Below are 18,805 nucleotides of genomic sequence, written 5' to 3' on the forward strand. Positions count from 1 at the left end.
AGTGCAGAGGCATGGCCAAGTGGGAGCGAATCGCCGCAGAGTGGCGTGAAAAGATTCATTCGGGCGAACTGAGTCCAGAGACGAAGCTACCGAACGAGCAGACTTTGAAGGCCGAGTACGACGTGAGTCTTCCCGTCGTGCGGCAGGCATTGGACGCCTTGGAGGCAGAAGGGCTCGTCGACCGTCGTCACGGCAGGGGGACGTTCGTCCGAGCCCCGCGCCAGCGGGTTCGACGCTCGCCCGAGCGGTACCAGTGGGAGAAGGACCGCGCTCGGCTACCCGAGTCGCAGCGACGCCGCACGGGCGCAACCGAGCGAGACACTGGGCTCACCATGCAGGACCTTGATTTCTCGGCGGAGTACCGGACGGTTCCGGCGACTGCCGAGCTGGCCCGGCTATTCAGCGTCCCCGTGGGCGCCAAGATGCTTGAGCGCTTCTACCGAACAGGTTCACGACGAGAGAACGCGCCGCTAAGCCTGAACACCTCATACATGGTGTATGACGTTGTCGCCGAGAATCCCGCACTGCTCGACGCTCACAACGAGCCATGGCCGGGCGGGACGCAGAACCAACTTCTCAGTATTGGCATCGAATTAGACCGGATTGTCGACGAGATCAGCGCTCGACCTCCCGGGCCGGAGGAGGCCGAAGCCTTGAAGCTGCCCCCAGGAGTATCGGTGCTCATCCTTCGCAAGATCTCTATCGACACCAACGACTGCGTTGTCGAGGTGTCGAACGTCGTCCTGCCTGGAGACCGAACCGAGTTCGTCTACACAACGAAGCTGACCCGGTGGTCGGAATGAACAAACTGATCTCCGTCGTCACTCCGGTCCACGCGCCGAGCATCCCCTATCTCGCAGACTCCTACGAATCGCTGCGAGCCCAGGAGATGCCCGACGGTTGGGACTGGCAATGGCTGGTCCAGGAGGACGGCCGCACGGGCGAAGTAGAAGCCGCTCTACCTGATGACCCTCGTGTGCTAGGCGGGGTCGGCAAGCCGGGTGGTCCGGGAGTCGCCCGCAACATGGCCATGGCGCGCAGCAGCGGTGCCCTGTTGCGGGTCCTGGATGCTGATGACCAGCTCACACCCGGCGCCCTCGCTCGCGAGATCGAGGTTCTGACCTCTCGTCCTGAGGTTGGCTGGACAACATCCAGCGTGCTCGACCTGATGCCAGACGGGTCAACGATCGGTTGGCAGCATGCAGACCCTCCAGGCGGCAAACTCGAACGGGCCGAGGTGCTGTCCTACTTCCACAACAACAGCTACCGGCTACCTGTGCACCCCGCAACGCTGTGCATCCGACGAGGACTCGCGCTTGCCCTCGGCGGCTGGATGGCCCTACCCGGCGGCGAGGACACCGGACTACTGCTCGCAGCCTCAGTAATCGCCGACGGGTACTTCATTGACGAACCAGGGTTGCTGTACCGGAAGCACCCCGACCAGATCACCGCACAGGCCGACTGGACGGCAACCGCGGAGTGGCAGCTCCGCATGCAGCTCATCGAGTCCCGGGCTATCGCGCTACGAGCCCTCTTTCTGTCGATCAACGCCTGACCCGGGCAACCGACGGCGGTCGTTACCCGGAAGGGCCGGCCGGACTGCCGGCGATGTTGTGCAAAGTTTCTGTACGTCTTCAAGGCGGCCCTTGACGGGCCGCACGCGCCGCCGCCTGGGCGCGCGCCGGCCGCTGCCGCTGTCGCTCTGCGGCCGTCACGCCTTATGCCCGGCGGCTGGCGCGGAGAGCGAGGAGCCCGGGGCCGCCGCAGTCGGCATAGCGGGGAGAGTGGTGGAGGCTTGTCGCCGGCAGCCGGCCGCGCCGCGCCTGAGCAGCGCGGCGCAGGGAAGGGCGCGCCGGGTCCGCGCGGCAAGCCCCAAGCATGGGGGCGGTGTCCGCGCGGAGGCATGCCGGTCGTCTAGGAGCCGACTCCGCAGCCGCTCAGGGTCAGGTCAACCGCTCGCCTGGGAGGGGGAGGGGTGGCCGCCGGTGGCCAGCTCCGACCCCGGGAGCCGGGTCCGTGCCGGGCGAGGTTGGGTCAACTGCGCCACTGTGGCGGTGTCCGCTGGGGGCGGGGTCCGTGACACGAGAGCCGACTCAGTCTGTTCCGCCAGCGTCCGTACGTGCGTCAAGGTCCGCTTGACCTGGCGGGCCGGGGCGGCGGCACGTTCCCCAATAGGGCGGGTCGACGGCGACGAAATGGCACGGTGGATCAGTGCGGTCTTGCGAGAGGGGCCGGTTGAAGATCTAGACACGCCGCGGCGACAGCGATGAGACGGGCACGCCTGCTGGGATGGTCGGGGCTTAGTCGTAGCTAGCGAATAGCCGGCCAGGGTAGGTCCGGGTCTACTGACTGCTGGTAGTCGACGCCTGGCACGTCGAAGCCATACAGCGCGCGGAATTCGGCTCGGAACCAGTCGACGTCGGCGATGTCGGTGAGAGTGGACGAGGAAATGATCTGCCACCGCTCGGCGACATCGGACTGTACCTGTGGCGTAAGTTCCCACCGGTCTAGGCGTAGCCGGCCCTGCTCGTCGAGGTCGAAGGGTGCCGCGCCCGTGATTTGGTCCCATAGGCGCATTGACTGCTCGGTCGGGGATTGAAGGCGGTCGCCGAGCACGGCGCGCAGAAGGCTGACGTAGAGGGCAATGCCTGGAATGGCGGTGGACGCCTGGGTAACGGCTGCGCCGTTGACCGAGGTGAGTGCTCTGCCACCGAAAGCCGAAAGCTGGTCGTTGAGCTGCTCGGCGGTGCGTTCCAGGTGCATCTTGGCCGCGCCGATCGTGCCGTCGCGGTAGATCGCCGCCGTCAGGCTCGAACCGATGTAGGACAGGGCGACGGTACGGAAGCCGTCACGCAATAGATCACGTTCGGCCAGCGCTGTAATCCAGCGGGACCAGTCCTCACCGCCCATCACGTGGACCGTGTCTGCCGCTTCCTCAGCGGTGGCAGCCTGCACGGTGATCTCTCGAAGAGCGGGCGCACCGTCGCTATCGAACTCCAGCGTCCTGGTCGTGTACGCGGCCCCCAGCGGTTTGATGACCGACTGGTAGGTAATACCGGTGCGCGGGTCGGTCCGACGCGGGGCCGCCACGCTGTAGACCAGGTAGTCGAGGCCTCCGAACCGCTTGGCGATCAGGTCAAGTATCTCAACCTTAGTGGTCTCGGCGAAGGCGTCGGCGTTCACGAACGAGAAATCGCAGCCCAGTTCGGCCGCGACCGCGTCCGTAGCGATGGTGCGGTACCAGCCCGCGGTTGCGGTGCGCCGGCCTGGCTGGCGCTCGAAGGCCACGCCGATCCCGCGGATGCCGTACCGGGCAAGTCCAGCGATCGTGGCCGCCAGCCCGTAGCCGGAACTAGACCCGATGACAAGAGCGACCGGGCCGGCGTCCTGCACCTTCACAGACCGCGAGACTTGGTTCCGCATATCCGCAACGATCTGGAAACAGCCGGCCGGGTGCGCGTCGAGCAGCAGGAAGCCGCGTCCGGTCGGGCTGACAACACGTTCGGCCATAGCTCCCACTTCGCGCACGGATGACGTCGCCACATCCTGCCACAGTGCATGCGCGGCCGGTGCCGGTCTCATCGCCGGTCTCTGGCTTACCGCGCGCCGCACAGGCTCGCTGACGAAGAGTGGCCGGGCCGTCGCCAGGCCGTCAGAAGGCGAACAGGGCCCACCAATGACGACCACTGGCGGCAGCCTTTGCCCAGATTGCAGAGGGTAAGTACAGGCCGACCCGCGACGAAGGGCCAGTCTTACCTGTAGTTGGTGAACTGTAGTGCGTCCAACGCAGGTTGTCACCGGAGCGCGAGTCAGGCGGCGTCGCGCTGTCGCCTGGCACGATTGGTGGATCCGAGCCGGGCAGCCAGGAGCAGCTTGAGGAGCTGGAGCGCATACTCGCGCCCGCGCTCGTCGGAGCGCAGGGACCAAACTGAGATGACCCAGATCAACGCGATGCGAGCGCATGGAGTGACGACCAGGGCAGCAAGGGCCCACGGGGCGGCACCATCAGCGAATGACGAACCGACTTCAAGCAACTCGACTCCCAGGACACGGCCCGCCTGAGTGGGCGGGCTTTGGACCGAAGAGTCGGTTGCCGGTGGTTCGTGGGAGCCATGTTACTCAGCCTGTTCAATGTCGCCCGGCTTCGTGGCGGGTGCTGGGGCACGCAGGGGGCACACGACAGCGTGAAACGTCGTCAACCAGTGACCAGCGATGGCAACCCCAGATGCTCTGTGAGCAGGTGTTGAGCAACGTTCCCGCTGGTGGCGAGGCAGCGGCTCTAAGTTCCGCTTCAACGTCTTACCGTCGGGGTGGGTGACCAACTGGGTGACGATCGGGGTGCCCGACGCCGGACGCCCACGGACGATGGTGGACCGTTCCAGGAGCTCTCCCCGGCTGCTTGCCCAGCTCATCGACGGCTGATCATTCCTTCGGGACGAAGAGGTCGTCGGTTCGAATCCGGCCACCCCGACCAGAGGTAACGACGACTCAAGGCCCCTCCGCGGAGGGGCCTTGAGTCGTTTCTGGCGATCATCACTCGGCCGAAGGCAGCGGGAAGGCAATCGACGCGATCGCCCTGCGACCCCGATCACACCGCACGCTTCAGGTCGCCACGCGACGGCCAGGCGGGCTAGGCGGGTTGCTCCGCGTTCGGACGGGACCGCTCCGCCCACCGCACCACGTACGGCGTCACGAGGCCCGCCAGGATGAACACCCCGCCGAGCACGAGCCAACCGGGCACTCCCCAGGTGATGCAGAACAGTGCCAGTACGGCGGGAGCCAGCATGTTCGCCAGGCCGGCCCCGAGCCCGAAGAGCCCCATGTACTGCCCCTGGGCGTGCGCGGGAGCGAGGCTGAATCGCAGTTCCAGCGAGCCGGCGGTGTGCCAGAGTTCGCCGATCGTGTGCACGAGGATGCCAACGACGATGCCGGCGAGCGCGAGCCACGAGGGAAGTCCTGCCGCCGCGGCGATCGCGGCCATGCCGAGGAAGAACGCCACCCCGGAACGGCGCATGGCTTTCCCGGCGGTGACGCTGTCATCGACGCCTCGACTGGCCCTGACCTGGAGCAGTACCACCAGAGCGGTATTGACCAGTGCCGCTGCGCCAACCAGCCACCGGGGTGCGGTGGTGTGTCCGATGATCCAGAGTGGCAGGGCGAAGAGCAGGACCTGGTGGTGAATCGACATGATGCCGTCGAGCACGGTGATGGCGACGTACCCCCGGTCCTTCAGCACCTCCCAGCGGTTGGCCCTCGGCGGCGCGGGCACGGGGGCCAGTGACGGCAGCATCGCGATGATCGCGGCACTGGCCACGAAGCTGAGCGCGTTGGCCATCACCAGGGTCAGGTAGGCCGGGCGCGTGTCCAACTGCACGGCGAAGCCGGCTGCCACGGCGGCGCAACTCCCCGCGAGGTTGGCCACCGAGCGTAGGTATGCGCGGTATCTGGTGAGCTGGGCACCGCCGATTCCCCGGACCAACGGGCCACGCGCCGCTCCGCCAGCTGACCGGGCGAGTTCCCCGATGCACAGCGCCACCAGGACCAGCCAGAACGACTGGACCAGCACCAGGGCCGCCATGGCCACACCCTGAATGACGAGCATCCACAGGTAGATCTCTCGCGGGCCTCGCCGGTCAGCCAGATGCCCCATCGGCACGCCGGCGAAAAGGCCGACGCCGGCAGCGACGCCCAACCCCAGGCCGACCTGAGCCAACGGGAGCCCGACGACGCGGGTGAAGAAGAGCGCGGCGCTGACCATGAAGACGCCGCTGCCGATCATGTTGACGAACGTCGCCAACGCGAGAATCTGCTGAGGACGCGTCTCAGGAATCAGTCCGCGTCGGATCAACCTCGACCGTTCCCGCCCGTCGTCGTCGACCGCGTCCTGTCCGGAAGGCTGGCTGGTCCGTTGATTCTGTAGAGCCTGCAAAAGGTTGCGATCCTTCCCCTTGATGAGCTCGGCGAATCTAGCGAGACCGGCCCTGAGTTGTAATGCCCCTTTCGCCCGATACCGGTAATGATCATCAGATGCTAGATTTGTTTGCGTCGGCAGGAGGGCTGCGTGGCGCCGTAACGGCCCCCGGACGAAGATCAGCCGCAGTGTGCGGATGCGGCCGCGACCGCCGGTGGCCGGCCACGGAACGGGCCGCACGCGTCCGGCCACGGACGGTTGATCCGTTCGCCTGGCAAGGTTGATGTCATGCCGGCCAAGATCCGCTCCCGCCTGACCGACTGGACCACCCTCCTACCCCTGATCGCGATCGTGGTGCTCGCGGCCACCTGGGACCGGCACCTGCCCGGCCCGCTGGTCATGGTGGTGGCCGCGCTGCTCGCCGGGGCCGTGCTGGCGGCCGTGCACCACGCCGAGGTGGTGGCGCACCGGGTGGGCGAGCCGTTGGGCTCGCTGGTGCTCGCGGTGGCGGTCACCGTGATCGAGGTCGGTCTGATCGTCACGCTGATGGTCAGCGGCGGTGACAAGACGCAGGCGTTGGCCCGGGACACCGTCTTCGCCGCCGTGATGATCACCTGCAACGGCATCCTCGGGCTGTCGCTGCTGCTCGGCGCGCTACGCCGGCGGGTGGCGGTGTTCAACCCCGAAGGCACCGGCGGGGCGCTGGCCACCGTGGCCACGCTCGCCACCCTCAGCATGGTCGTGCCCACCTTCACCACCAGCCGGCCCGGCCCGGAGTTCTCCCCCGCGCAGCTGGCTTTCGCGGCGGTCGCCTCGCTCGCCCTGTACGGCCTGTTCGTGATGGTGCAGACCGGCCGGCACCGCGACTACTTCCTGCCGGTGACGCAGGAGGGCAGCATCATGCCCGAGGACGCCGACGGCGACGGGCACGCCGACCCGCCGTCCACGCGTACCGCCCTGGCCAGCCTGGCACTGCTGGTCGTCGCCCTGGTCGCGGTGGTCGGGGACGCGAAGTCCATCTCCCCGACGATCGAGGCGGGCGTCGAGGCGGCCAACCTGCCGCAGGCGTTCGTCGGCGTGATCATCGCGCTGCTGGTGCTGCTGCCGGAGACCCTCGCCGCCGCCCGGGCGGCCCGCCGGGACCGGGTGCAGATCAGCCTCAACCTGGCGCTCGGTTCGGCCATGGCCAGCATCGGCCTGACCATCCCGGCCATCGCGCTGGCCTCGATCTGGCTGGAGGGCCCGCTGCTGCTGGGCCTGGGCGGCACCCAGCTGGCGCTGCTCGCGCTGACCGCGGTGACCGGCGTGCTCACCGTCGTGCCGGGCCGGGCGACCGTGCTCCAGGGCGGGGTGCACCTGGTGCTGCTCGCCGCGTTCGTCTTCCTCGCCGCCAGCCCGTGACCGGCGCCGGAGGCGGTCAGTCCTGCAGTTCGGTGCGGGCGACCTCGGCGAACGCCGCCGACAGGTAGTCGGCCAGGGGCCGCCCGGTGGCCGCCAGCAGGTCGGCCACGAGCAGCGGGGCGTGCCGGGCGATCGCGCCCGGATCCGGTGGTGCGTCGTCGTCGCCCGGGTCGTACACCCCCAGCGCGCTCGCCAGCAGCACCAGCAGCACGTGCGGGTCGACGTCGGGCAGCCAGGGCGCGGTGGACCGGGCGCAGCGCTCCAGCACCTGGCGGACGTCGTCGCCGTCCAGCCCGTCCGGGTGGCTCTCCTCCAGCAGCAACCGGACCACGCCGCCGAGCACCAGCCCGGCCCGGTCCGCGGCGGCGAGCCGCTCGACCGCGGGCTCGTACGCTCCCGCGTCCCGGCCCTGCGCGGCGCCGACGGCCTCCGTGGCGGCCTGCGCGATCTCGCGCGCCGGGGCGGGCAGGTGGCGCCAGGTGGTGGTCACCGCGCCAGCATGGCAGACGGGGTTAGCTTGCTCACCCGCCGGCTCTGCCGAGCGCGTAACCGGCGCTAATCCGGTCGCGGGTCGTCATACCCACCGCCAAGAATGCAGCCATGCTGCGCCGCGCCCTACCCGCCCGTCCCGAAGCCCGCCGGATCATGATCGGCACCCTGCTGTCGGCCGTCGGGCGCGGCCTCACCCTGCCCTTCCTCTTCATCTACCTCACCGACGTACGCGGGTTGAGCGACGCCCGGGCCGGCCTGGTGATCGGCTGGTTCGGGGCGGTGACACTGGCGCTGTCGCCGCTGGGCGGCACGCTGATCGACAAGTTCGGCGCCCGTCGGGTGGTGCTGCCGTGCCTGATCGTCGAGGCGATCGGCACCGGCTCACTGGCACTGGTCGACTCGACCGCGTCGGCCTTCGGCGTGATGACGCTCATCGCGATCGGCAGCTCGGCGATCTGGGCCGGTCAGAACACGATCCTCGCCTCGCTCACCGACGACGGTGAGCGGCAGCGGGTGTTCGGGCTGAACTTCGCCCTGCTCAACCTGGGCATCGGCGTGGGCGGCCTGATCTCCGGCGCGGTGGTCGACGTGGCCCGCCCGGTCACCTTCCAGGCCATCTACGTGCTCGACGCGGTGAGCTACCTGATGCCGGGCCTCATCCTGCTCACCCTGCCGCACGTCGGGCACCGGCTGGCCGAGGCCCGGGCGGCGGACGCCGGACCGGGGGCCGGGGGCTACCTAACCGTCCTGCGGGACCGGCCGTTCCGCCGGCTGGTCCTCTTCGGCCTGGTCCTGACCACCTGCGGCTACGCGCAGATCGAGGTGGGCTTCGCCGCGTACTCGGTGCGGGTGGTGGAGGTGTCGCCCCGGGTGGTGGCCTGGGCGCTGGCCGGAAACACCGTGATGATCGTGCTCTCCCAGCTGCTGGTGATCCGCCGGATGGAGGGGCGCAGCCGCACCGGCGCGCTCGCCGCGGTGGGCGCGGTCTTCGCGACCGCCTGGCTGGTCCTCGGCGCCGCCGGCGTGGTGGGCACGGGAAACGCGCTGCTCGCGGCGCTCGGCGTGGTGGCCTGTTCGGCGATCTTCGGGTTCGGCGAGACGATGCTGTCGCCGGTGATGCCGGCGCTGACCAACGCGCTGGCCACCGACGAGCTGCGCGGCCGGTACAACGCCATGAGCTCGATGATCTTCGGGATCAGCGGGGTGATCGGCCCGGTCACCGCGGGCCCGCTGATCGGCGCGGCACACGGCCGGCTCTGGGTGGCGGTCGTGGTGGGCGGCTGCCTGACCGCCTCGGTGCTGGCCCTGTCGCTGCGCCGGCTGCTCACCGCCGCCCAGGACGGCCGTGCCGCCGCGCCGCTCCGGGAGCCGGAGCCCGCGCCCGCCTAGACCGTCGCCGACACACGAACGGGCCCCGGAGCATCCGCCCCGGGGCCCGTCGTCGTACGGTCGGCCGTCAGGCGGCGGGGACCTCCGCGGTGGTCTGGATCCGGTTCAGCGCCGGCGGGGAGACCGGCGACTTCTCGGTCAGGTACGCGGTGAAGGCGTCCAGGTCGATCATGCCGGTGACCGCGTTGGTGCCACCGGTGAGGACGCTGAAGCCGTCACCACCGCCGGAGAGGAAGTTGTTCACCGTGACCCGGTAGGTCGCGGTGTCGCTGACCGCAGTGCCGTTGATGGTCAGGCTGCCCCGGACCACCCGGGTGCCGCTGCACGGCGCGGTGGCCGGCGCGGTGGTGCCGGCCGGGTCGACGACGTAGTGCACGGTCGAGGACACGTACAGCACCTTGCTGACCGTGAACTGCTGCTCCAGCAGGCAGTAGAGCTGCGCGCCGGTGAGGTCCAGGGTCACCAGGTTGTTGGTGAACGGCTGGACGGCGAACGCGTCGGCGTAGGTGACCGGGCCGGCGTCGAGGTCGGCGCGGACACCACCGGGGTTCATGAACGCGGCGACCGCGTTCTGCTCGTTGTCGGTCGCGGCGAGCTGGGCGTCCGCGATCACGTTGCCCAGCGGCGACTCACCGAACATGTACGTCGGCTTGCCGTTGGCGTCGGTCCCGGTCTGGTACAGGTTCTCCGGCGTCTTGGTGAGCACGGCCGTGGTCTCGCCGACGACCTTGTCGGCCACCGGGCCGAGGGCCGTCTTGTACCGGTTGATCAGCTCGGTGCTGGCCGGGTCCTTCGGGACGTCCCGGGTGACCACGACGTTGTTCGCCGACGCGCTGACGATGTCGCCGCTGCCCCGGTCGACCTTCAGGTCGATGTCGGTGACCAGGCGGCCGAAGGAGCTGGCGCTGGTGACCAGCTTGCCGTTGATGTTGCAGTTGTACGCGGCGTGGGTGTGCCCGCTGACGATCACGTCGATGGACGGGTCCATCCGGTTGGCGATGTCGACGATCGGGCCGCTGAAGCCGACGCAGTCGTTGATGCCGCCACCGTTCTGCACGCCACCCTCGTGCAGCAGCACGACGATGGCCTGCACGCCCTGGGCGCGCAGGATGCGGGCGTACTTGTTGGCGGTCTCCGCCTCGTCGGCGAAGGAGAGGCCGGCGACGCCCTGCTGGCTGACGATCTGCGGGGTGCCCTCCAGGGTCATCCCGATGAAGCCGATCTTGACGCCGTCGACCTTCTTGATGCCGTACGGCGGCAGCAGCGGGTTGCCGGTGGCGGTCTTGAAGGCGTTCGCCGACAGGTACTGGAAGTTGGCGCCCTCGAACGGGGTGCCGTCGCCGCAGCCGTCCACCGGGTGGCAGCCGCCGTTCTGCATCCGGAGCAGTTCGGCCGCGCCCTCGTCGAACTCGTGGTTGCCCACGCTGGTGAACTCGAGCCCGGCGAGGTTCATCTCCTCGACGGTGGGCTCGTCGTGGAACGCGGCGGAGAGCAGCGGCGAGGCGCCGATCAGGTCACCCGCGGCGACCGTGATCGTGTGCTCCCGCTCCTCCTCGGTGGTGCCGCGCAGCATGTTGAGCTGGGTGGCCAGGTATTCCGCGCCACCGGCGGTCTTCCCGTCGATGGTGCCGCTGGAGCCGGTCGGCGGCTCGAGGTTCCCGTGGAAGTCGTTGATGGCGAGCAGCTTGACGTCGACCGGCTTCGGACGGGCCTCGGCCTGGTCAGGGTGTACGGCGACCGCGGTGAACGCGGTCGCGGCGAGTGCGGCCAGGCCGACGGCGGTCCGGCGGCGCATCCCGGGGACGGACATGGAACTCCTCGTGAGATACCGGCGCTTGGTGTCCGGGCGATGGTTCGCCCGGCGACCCTGATCCGTGCCGTGACAGGGGGTCGATCGCGGAAGGCGGCAGTCGGGGGACACCGCTTCACCGGGGGCAAGCTTCTCACCCGCCGGGCGAGAGGTCGACCGGAGCGGCTCAGCGGAATGGTGAATATGGACGGCGACCTGTGCCGATCTGCCCGACGAGTCCGACATGACGGGCAGGTGAAATCCTTCACGCCGCCCCGTTGTCACCGGTGTGCAGTAGGAAAGTAGCCATGACGTCGAACGGCACCAACTGGACGGTGGACTCGGTTCGCTCCGCCGACGGCACCACGATCGCGTACGAGACGGCCGGCGAGGGTCCGCCGATCGTCCTGGTCGGCGGGGCCTTCAACGACCGGAGCACCACCCGCCCGCTGGCCGCCGCGCTCACCGCCGACTTCACGGTCTACGGCTACGACCGCCGGGGGCGCGGCGACAGCGGCGACACCGGGCCGTACACGGTGCAGCGCGAGATCGAGGACGTGGCCGCCCTGATCGACCGGGCCGGCGGCGGCCCCCGCCTCTACGGCCTCTCCTCCGGCGCGATCCTCGCCGCGTACGCCGCGGCCGAGGGGGTGCCGGTCAGCGGGCTGGCGCTCTTCGAGCCGCCGTTCCAGGCCGGCCCGCACGGCGGCCGCAAGCCCGGGCTGGCCGAGCGGTTGAGCGAGCTGGTCTCGTCCGGCCGGCGCGACGAGGCGGTCGCGCTCTTCCTGACCGACGCGGTCGGCGTGCCGGCCGAGGCGGTCACCGGGATGCGCGACGCCCCGGAGTGGGCCTGGATGGCGGGGCTGGCACACACCCTGGCCTACGACACCACGGTCACCGGCTACGGCGAGCTGCCCGCGGACCGGCTCACGGCGATCACCGCACCCACCGTGGTGCTGGACAGCACCGGCAGTCCGCCGTGGCTGCGCGACGCGGCCGCGGCGACCGCCGAGGTGATCCCCGGGGCCACCCACCTCAGCCTGGCGGGTGGCTTCCACGAGGTGCCGCCGGAGGTGCTGGCCCCCGCACTGCGCGACGCCTTGCTGGGCTGAGTCCGGTCGCGCGGGTCCCTGCGGATCGAAAGGGCGACCCGTCCTACGCCCACGGCGCCGGCCCCCAGGGATCAGGGCGCCGGCGCCGTGCGCAGGGCGGACCAGCAGGAGGGTGCGGCACCTGCTGATCCACGATCGGATGTCGATCGAGGCAGCCGACCCCCTCGGGTGCCTCGCGTACGACCCCTTCATGTCACGCGGAGAATCTTGCTCGCGCAACCTTCCCGGCGGTAAATACATCCGCGGCGGAGTCGAACACGACCGATCGGTGGCCGACATCCGCCGTTCCGTCGGTCGCATCCGGCCGAAGGCTCGGCCTCAGTGGCAGCGCCAGACCGTCGGCACGTCCTGGTAGCGGCCCGAAACAGGCTCGGTCGGGTGCACCGCTCCGTGGATCGTTCCCACATCGTCGATCAGGACCGGCTGCGGGCCGTACTCGGGATCCGCACCGGCGGGCAGGGGAACGGGCTGCGTGGTGCCGTCCCGGAGGTCCAGGTCGGCGCCGGGCGGCCGGTACATCTCCTGTGCCGCGATGTCGGCGAACTGCTCGACCGTCCCCAGGTAGCCCCGCACCGCCGCGCGACCGGGCAGCTCCGGGTCGTAGAACGCCATCCCACCGGTCCAGGCCCGCGACTCACCGGCGAAGTAGACGCCGCCGGGGATCGCCCCGGCGACCGTGCGGCGCGGTGGTCGGCAGTCCCGGCAGCCCGGGTAAGTGCGCAGCCCGCCGGGCGGGCGCCCGCCGCGCAGGTACCGGTCGAGCCGCGCCGCGTGCAGGTTCGAGTCGTACGCCACGTACCAGAGAAGCCGCTCCACGCCGGGTTCAGAACCAGCAGGTCCGCCCGGCGGCGTGGCTGACCTGGACGGTGTGCGTCACGCAGCCACCGTCGACGACCCGGTGCAGCAGGAACGCGGTCGGCTCGGCGACCCAGCCGATCTCCTCCTCCGCCGTCATGGCCAGGCTGACCTGCATCCAGGTGCTCGGCGCGGTGGTCAGCACGGTGCCGGCGAAGGCGCTGGTCACGGGCCGGTGCAGGTGCCCGGCGGCGACCCGGACCACGTGGGGGTGGCGCCCGATCACCTCGGCGAGAGCGTCGGCGTCGGTCAGCCCCATGGCGTCCATGGCCGGGACGCCGACCGCCACCGGCGGGTGGTGCAGGCACACCACGGCGGGCACCTCGGCGCGGCCGGCGAGCACCCCGTCGAGCCAGCCGAGCTGATCGTCGCCGAGCCGCCCGGCGTCGTCGCCGACTGCGAGGGAGTCGAGCACCACGAGCGTCCCGTCCTCGTGGTCGACGTGGTAGTAGGCCGAGAAGCCGCCGGCCAGGCAGGGGGTGCCGCCGAAGGTGTCGAGCAGCGACTCCCGGTCGTCGTGGTTGCCGGTGGCCAGGTGGACCGGCAGCGGGAAGCGCCCGATGATGTCGCGCAGGGCCAGGTATTCGTCGGGGCGGCCGTTGGCGACCAGGTCGCCGGTGATCACCACGCAGTCCGGCCGGGGGCGCAGGGCGAGCACCCGGCCGAGCGCCCGGTGCAGCCCCGACGCCTGCTCGGCGGCGAGCGGGCCGGTGGTCACGTGCGGGTCGCTGAGCTGGGCGATGAGCATCGGCGCCTCCTGACGAGCCCGGGGCCCTCACGCTATCGCCGCCGACCCCCGTCGCGCGGCCCCACTCCACCCACAGGCCCCGCCCACAGCCTGTGGACAGCACATGTGTACGAAGGTCGTCGGCTCCCACGCTGGGTACCCTTGATCGCGCCCCCCGGCCCCTCCCAGCAGGAACGACGTGGATCACGAGCGAGTCGTCCGAGACGTCACGGTCCGCCTTCCGATGGCGTCGACCGCGCTGGAGGCGTGCCAGTGGACCGTCTCGGCGCTCGCCCGGCACACCCCGGCGACGATCTCGATCCTGCTCCAGGTCCACGACCGGCTCCGGTGCGTCGCCGCCACCGGCGCCTGGCAGGTCTTCTCCACCGTCCCGCCGAAGACTGGCATCGTCGGCCGGGTCTACGACTCCGCCGAGGCCGCCACCGTCCCCGACGTGACCGCCGACCCCGACTACCTCCCGGTACGCCCCGACGTCACCGCCGAGATCTGCGTGCCGGTGCGGGACCGGGCGGGCCGGGCACTCGGGGTGCTGGACCTCCAGTGGAGCGGCCCGGTCGAGCTGGAGCGGTGGCGGGGGACCGCGCAGCGGCTGGCCGACCGGCTCGGCGCGCGGATCGGGGCGCTCGGCGGTCCGCCGGCCGAGAGCCGCAGCGAGAAGCTGCTCCGGCACGCCGCGGCGATGACCACCGCCCCCACCGAATGGGACCTGATGACCGCCGCGATCACCGCGGCCCGGGACGTCTCGGCCCTCTCCGCCGCGGTGCTGATCCTCGCCGGCCGGCGCGACACCCGGCTGGGCGCGCCCACGAGCACCCCCGGTGCGCTGGAGGCCCGGATCCGGGCCGAGTTGGGCGAGGCCGGCCCGGTAGCGCTCGGCCGCATGATCGCCCGGGCGCACCGGCACGGCTCGGCGTACACGCTGGGCGAGGCGGGGCATCCGCCGACCGAGGACTACCTGCCGCTGACCCGGGCCGGGGCGCGCACCCTGGTGGCGGTGCCGGTCGGCCCGCCGGACGGCGGCGGGGCGCTGCTGGTCGCCGACGAGCGGCTGCTGCGGCCCGACCCGACCACGGTCAACCTGATCGAGCTGCTGGCCGGGCAGGCGTGGACCTGCCTCGACCGGCTGCGTACGCTCGCCCGGCTGCGCGAGCAGGCCAGCTCGGACCCGCTCACCGGGCTGCGCCACACCGGGCCGTTCGGGCAGCGGATCGCGAGGGCCACGCCGGGGCGTACGGCCCTGCTGGCGATCGACGTGGACGGCTTCAAGGACGTCAACGACACGTACGGCCACCAGGCCGGCGACCGGCTGCTGGTGGGGCTGGCCCGGGCGCTGGAGGGGGCGCTGCGCCAGGGCGACGAGCTGTACCGGACCGGTGGCGACGAGTTCGTCGCGGTGATCGAGGTGAGCCGCCCAGAGGAGGCCGTGCGGATTGCCGAGCGGCTCACCGAGGCCGCCCGCCGCACCGGCCGGACGATCAGCGTGGGCGTCGCCCTGCCCCGCCCCGGCGAGACCCCCGAACGGACCCTGCGCCGCGCCGACCAGGCCCTCTACGCGGTGAAGCGCCACGGCCGCGACGGCGTACACCTCTCCGCCGCCTGACCGACCCACCCCTCGCGCGATCTTGCACTTTCGGCCCACGCGTCGCCCTTTTGCACCCGGTTCGCCCGGGCACAAAGTGCAAGATCGGCGCGACGAGGGGGCTGGCGGGGCTTAGCGGGTCAGTTCCCGGGCCAGGAGTTCGGCGATCTGGGCGGTGTTGAGGGCGGCGCCCTTGCGCAGGTTGTCGCCGGTGACGAAGAGGTCCAGGGCGCGCGGGTCGTCGACGGCGCGGCGGATCCGGCCCACCCAGGACGGATCGGTGCCGACCGCGTCGATCGGCATCGGGAACTCGCCGGCGGCCGGGTCGTCGACCAGGATCACGCCGGGCGCGTTGCGCAGCACCTCGCGGGCCCCCTCGGCGTCCACCTCGGTGGCGAAGACCGCGTGCACCGCGACCGAGTGCCCGGTCACCACCGGCACCCGGACGCAGGTGGCGGAGACCTTGAGGTCCGGCAATCCGAGGATTTTGCGCGACTCGTTGCGCATCTTGAGCTCCTCGGACGACCAGCCGCCGTCGGCGAGCGAGCCGGCCCAGGGCACCACGTTGAGCGCCAGCGGCGCGGGGAACGGGCCCAGCTCGTCGCCGACCGCCTGCCGGACGTCACCCGGCCGGGAGCCGAGCACCCGGTCGCCGGCGATCTTGCCGAGCTGGGCGTGCAGCGCGTCCACACCGGCCTGCCCGGCCCCGGAGACCGCCTGGTAGGAGGCGAGGACCAGCTCGCGCAGGCCGTACTCGCGGTGCAGCGGGGCGATCGCCACGATCATCGCCAGGGTGGTGCAGTTGGCGTTGGCGATGATCCCCTTCGGCCGGTTGCGGACCTGCTCGGGGTTGATCTCGGGGACGACCAGCGGGACGTCCCGGTCCATCCGGAACGCGCCGGAGTTGTCCACCACGACCGCGCCGCGGCTGACCGCGACCGGCGCCCACTCGGCCGAGACCGCGTCCGGGACGTCGAACATCGCCACGTCCACGCCGTCGAACGCCTCGGGGGTGAGCGCCTGGACGGTCAGCGACTCGCCCCGGCACTGGATCTGGCGGCCGACCGAGCGCTCGGAGGCGAGCAACCGGATCTCGCCCCAGACGTTGCGGCGGGAGGAGAGGATCTGGCACATCACCGTGCCGACGGCACCGGTCGCTCCGACCACGGCGAGGGTGGGCAGCGACGACATCCGCGCTACCGCCCTGTGCCGGCGTAGACGACGGCCTCGGTGTCACCGCCCAGGTCGAAGGCGTCGTGGATGGCCCGGACCGCCTTGTCGAGGTCGGTGTCCCGGCAGACCACCGAGACCCGGATCTCCGAGGTGGAGATCATCTCGATGTTCACCCCGGCCGCGCCGAGGGCGGCGAAGAAGCCGGCCGCGACACCGGGGTGTGAGCGCATGCCGGCGCCGATCAGGGAGATCTTGCCGACGTGGTCGTCGTAGAGCAGGCCCTTGAACTTCACCGGCTCCTGGATCTTGCTGAGCGCGGCCATCGCGGTCGGGCCGTCGGTCTTGGGCAGCGTGAACGAGATGTCGGTGCGGCCGGTGCCCTCGGTGGACACGTTCTGCACGATCATGTCGATGTTGATCTCGGCGCCGGCCACGGTGTCGAAGATCCGCGCGGCGGCGCCCGGCTCGTCGGGCACCCCGACGATGGTGATCTTCGCCTCGCTGCGGTCGTGGGCGACCCCGGTGATCAGTGCCTGTTCCACAGGAAGGTCCTCCATCGATCCGGTGACCATCGTGCCGGTGTTGGTCGAGTATGACGAACGGACGTGGATCGGCAACCCCGCGCGCCGGGCGTACTCGACGCTGCGCAGGTGCAGCACCTTGGCACCGCAGGCGGCCAGCTCCAGCATCTCCTCGTAGGTGATGTGCTTGATGTGCCGGGCGTTCGGCACGATCCGCGGGTCGGCGCTGAAGACGCCGTCCACGTCGGTGTAGATCTCGCAGACGTCCGCGTCGAGCGCGGCCGCGAGGGCGACGGCGGTGGTGTCCGACCCGCCCCGGCCCAGCGTGGTGACGTCCTTGGTGTCCTGCGAGACGCCCTGGAAGCCGGCCACGATGACCACCGCGCCCTCGTCCAGCGCGCCCTTGAGGCGGCCCGGGGTGACGTCGATGATCCGGGCCCGGCCGTGCACCGAGGTGGTGATCACGCCGGCCTGCGAGCCGGTGAACGAGCGGGCCTCGTAACCCAGGTTGTGGATGGCCATGGCGAGCAGCGCCATGGAGATCCGCTCCCCGGCGGTGAGCAGCATGTCCAGCTCGCGGCCGGGCGGCAGGGGGCTGACCTGGTTGGCCAGGTCGAGCAGCTCGTCGGTGGTGTCCCCCATGGCGGAGACCACCACGACCACGTCGTCGCCGGCCTTGCGGGCGGCCACGATGCGCTCAGCCACCCGCTTGATCCGCTCGGCGTTGGCGACGGAGGACCCGCCGTACTTCTGCACCACGAGTGCCACGACGGTGCACTCCCTCCCAGCGACGACCCTGAGCGTGCCGACGCCGCCGGTACTTCGGTCCGGCGGCGCGTGTCAGACCTCCCCAGGGTATCGGGCGGCGCACAGCGCCGGGTCGGGTGATCCCACCATCCGGCCCGGGGTGGGGCGGGTCACCGGAGCCGGCCGGGGCGCGCGACACGCCGACCGGAACACCCGGACGGCGGGCTCCCCCGACCCCGCCGGCACCGCAGAATGTCCCGGTGCACGCACACCGACGCGCGGCCCGGCGGCTGACCGGCGCCCTGGCGCTCACCCTGCCGGCGCTCCTGGCCGCCTGCACCGCCAACCCGCCGAGCCCGGCCCCGACCAGCGCCGCCGACCCGGTCCCGGCCGAGGTGGACGCCGCCCGGGACGAGCTGGCCGCGCTGGCCGCCGCCGCGCAGGACCGGCACCTCACCGCCACGTACGCCTTCGAGCCGGCTGACGGAACGGCCCGGACGATCGCGGTGACCAGCGCGAACGACGGCACCTGGCGGGTGGACGTGCCCGGGTGGGGGCAGGGCGGCGCGGTCGACGTCTCGCTCGCCGCGACGGCGGACGGGCTCTTCCAGTGCGCCCTGCCCTCGGCCGGCTGGGCGCAGCCGGCGGGCTGCGTACGCCTCGGCGACGCGGACGACGCGGTGCCCCGGAAGCTGGACCCGCGGGTGCAGCACCCGTTCACCGACTGGCTGGAGGTGCTCACCGACCGGCGCGCCCCGCTCGCGGTGTCGCCGGCCGCCCCGCTGCCCGGGGTGAGCGGCGAGTGCTACTCGGTCGAGTCGACTTCGGCCTCGCTGAACGCCCCGCTCGACGTGGGCATCTACTGCTACCGGCCGGACGGCACCCCGGCGGCGGTCCGGGCCGCGTTCGGCACCCTGAAGCTGAGCGGCGAGCCGGGTGCGGCGCCGGCCACCGTGCCGCTGGCCGGGCCGGTCACCGAGGGCGAGCCGGTGAGCCGGGAGGCACCGTCGCCGACCGACAGCCCGAGCGCGGGAACGCCCTGACCCCTGTGTCCGTTACGGGTGCTCTTGGCCACATCTGCCGGGGGC

The 18,805-nt window shown here is 71.2% G+C and carries 15 protein-coding genes; 7 read left to right on the forward strand and 8 right to left on the reverse strand.

From position 1 onward, the window contains the following. The first annotated feature begins 11 nt into the window (after positions 1-11). Both AC0OLQ_RS34710 and AC0OLQ_RS34715 read left to right on the forward strand, forming a co-directional pair. Positions 12-803, forward strand: coding sequence for a GntR family transcriptional regulator (locus AC0OLQ_RS34710; protein WP_484529634.1), 792 nt, complete (start codon positions 12-14; stop codon positions 801-803). Continuing rightward, a complete protein-coding gene (locus tag AC0OLQ_RS34715) occupies positions 800-1,555 on the forward strand; it encodes a glycosyltransferase family 2 protein (RefSeq protein WP_484529635.1) in 756 nt (251 codons plus the stop codon). Before AC0OLQ_RS34710 ends, AC0OLQ_RS34715 begins: the two co-directional genes overlap by 4 nt. Before the next feature lie 755 nt (positions 1,556-2,310). Here the strand turns inward: AC0OLQ_RS34715 and fabV are convergent. Beyond that, positions 2,311-3,510: an enoyl-[acyl-carrier-protein] reductase FabV gene (fabV, locus tag AC0OLQ_RS34720; protein WP_484529636.1), complete on the reverse strand. Its 1,200-nt coding sequence runs from the start codon at positions 3,508-3,510 to the stop codon at positions 2,311-2,313. Between the two features lie 1,120 nt (positions 3,511-4,630). After that, positions 4,631-5,797 carry an MFS transporter gene (locus AC0OLQ_RS34725; RefSeq protein WP_484529637.1) on the reverse strand — a complete coding sequence of 389 codons (1,167 nt, stop codon included), beginning with the start codon at positions 5,795-5,797 and terminating at the stop codon, positions 4,631-4,633. A 402-nt stretch (positions 5,798-6,199) separates the two neighbouring features. Here AC0OLQ_RS34725 and AC0OLQ_RS34730 point away from each other — a divergent pair, with 402 nt between their 5' ends. Next, positions 6,200-7,312: a calcium:cation antiporter gene (locus AC0OLQ_RS34730; protein WP_484529638.1), complete on the forward strand. Its 1,113-nt coding sequence runs from the start codon at positions 6,200-6,202 to the stop codon at positions 7,310-7,312. Positions 7,313-7,328: 16 nt separating this feature from the next. Here the strand turns inward: AC0OLQ_RS34730 and AC0OLQ_RS34735 are convergent, their stop codons facing one another. Then, positions 7,329-7,802, reverse strand: a complete 474-nt coding sequence (locus AC0OLQ_RS34735) for a hypothetical protein (RefSeq protein ID WP_484529639.1) — start codon at positions 7,800-7,802, stop codon at positions 7,329-7,331. Positions 7,803-7,912: 110 nt separating this feature from the next. Here AC0OLQ_RS34735 and AC0OLQ_RS34740 point away from each other — a divergent pair, with 110 nt between their 5' ends. Continuing rightward, the gene (locus tag AC0OLQ_RS34740; protein ID WP_484529640.1) at positions 7,913-9,193 is read left to right on the forward strand and encodes an MFS transporter; all 1,281 of its coding nucleotides are present in this window, start codon (positions 7,913-7,915) and stop codon (positions 9,191-9,193) included. Between the two features lie 67 nt (positions 9,194-9,260). On the opposite strand, the gene AC0OLQ_RS34745 is transcribed toward AC0OLQ_RS34740, so the two are convergent. Continuing rightward, positions 9,261-11,003, reverse strand: a complete 1,743-nt coding sequence (locus tag AC0OLQ_RS34745) for a bifunctional metallophosphatase/5'-nucleotidase (protein WP_484529641.1) — start codon at positions 11,001-11,003, stop codon at positions 9,261-9,263. Between the two features lie 287 nt (positions 11,004-11,290). Between AC0OLQ_RS34745 and AC0OLQ_RS34750 the strand changes: the two genes are divergently transcribed. Next, on the forward strand, positions 11,291-12,094 hold the full coding sequence (locus AC0OLQ_RS34750; protein WP_484529642.1) for an alpha/beta fold hydrolase: 804 nt from the start codon (positions 11,291-11,293) through the stop codon (positions 12,092-12,094). A 318-nt stretch (positions 12,095-12,412) separates the two neighbouring features. Here AC0OLQ_RS34750 and AC0OLQ_RS34755 read toward each other — a convergent pair whose 3' ends face one another. Continuing rightward, positions 12,413-12,910 (reverse strand): hypothetical protein, encoded by a 498-nt coding sequence (locus tag AC0OLQ_RS34755; protein ID WP_484529643.1) that lies wholly within the window; start codon positions 12,908-12,910, stop codon positions 12,413-12,415. A gap of 7 nt (positions 12,911-12,917) precedes the next feature. After that, positions 12,918-13,697 carry a phosphodiesterase gene (locus tag AC0OLQ_RS34760; RefSeq protein WP_484529644.1) on the reverse strand — a complete coding sequence of 260 codons (780 nt, stop codon included), beginning with the start codon at positions 13,695-13,697 and terminating at the stop codon, positions 12,918-12,920. Positions 13,698-13,920: 223 nt separating this feature from the next. Between AC0OLQ_RS34760 and AC0OLQ_RS34765 the strand changes: the two genes are divergently transcribed. Beyond that, complete coding sequence (locus tag AC0OLQ_RS34765; RefSeq protein ID WP_484529645.1) at positions 13,921-15,297, forward strand: diguanylate cyclase; 1,377 nt, start codon at positions 13,921-13,923, stop codon at positions 15,295-15,297. A 111-nt stretch (positions 15,298-15,408) separates the two neighbouring features. On the opposite strand, the gene AC0OLQ_RS34770 is transcribed toward AC0OLQ_RS34765, so the two are convergent. Both AC0OLQ_RS34770 and AC0OLQ_RS34775 read right to left on the reverse strand, forming a co-directional pair. Beyond that, positions 15,409-16,467, reverse strand: coding sequence for an aspartate-semialdehyde dehydrogenase (locus tag AC0OLQ_RS34770; RefSeq protein WP_484529646.1), 1,059 nt, complete (start codon positions 16,465-16,467; stop codon positions 15,409-15,411). Positions 16,468-16,472: 5 nt separating this feature from the next. Further along, a complete protein-coding gene (locus AC0OLQ_RS34775; RefSeq protein ID WP_357333960.1) occupies positions 16,473-17,738 on the reverse strand; it encodes an aspartate kinase in 1,266 nt (421 codons plus the stop codon). A gap of 239 nt (positions 17,739-17,977) precedes the next feature. Between AC0OLQ_RS34775 and AC0OLQ_RS34780 the strand changes: the two genes are divergently transcribed. Further along, on the forward strand, positions 17,978-18,760 hold the full coding sequence (locus tag AC0OLQ_RS34780; RefSeq protein ID WP_484529647.1) for a hypothetical protein: 783 nt from the start codon (positions 17,978-17,980) through the stop codon (positions 18,758-18,760). Positions 18,761-18,805 lie beyond the last annotated feature (45 nt).

This window comes from Micromonospora sp. Utrum1, assembly GCF_057197805.1.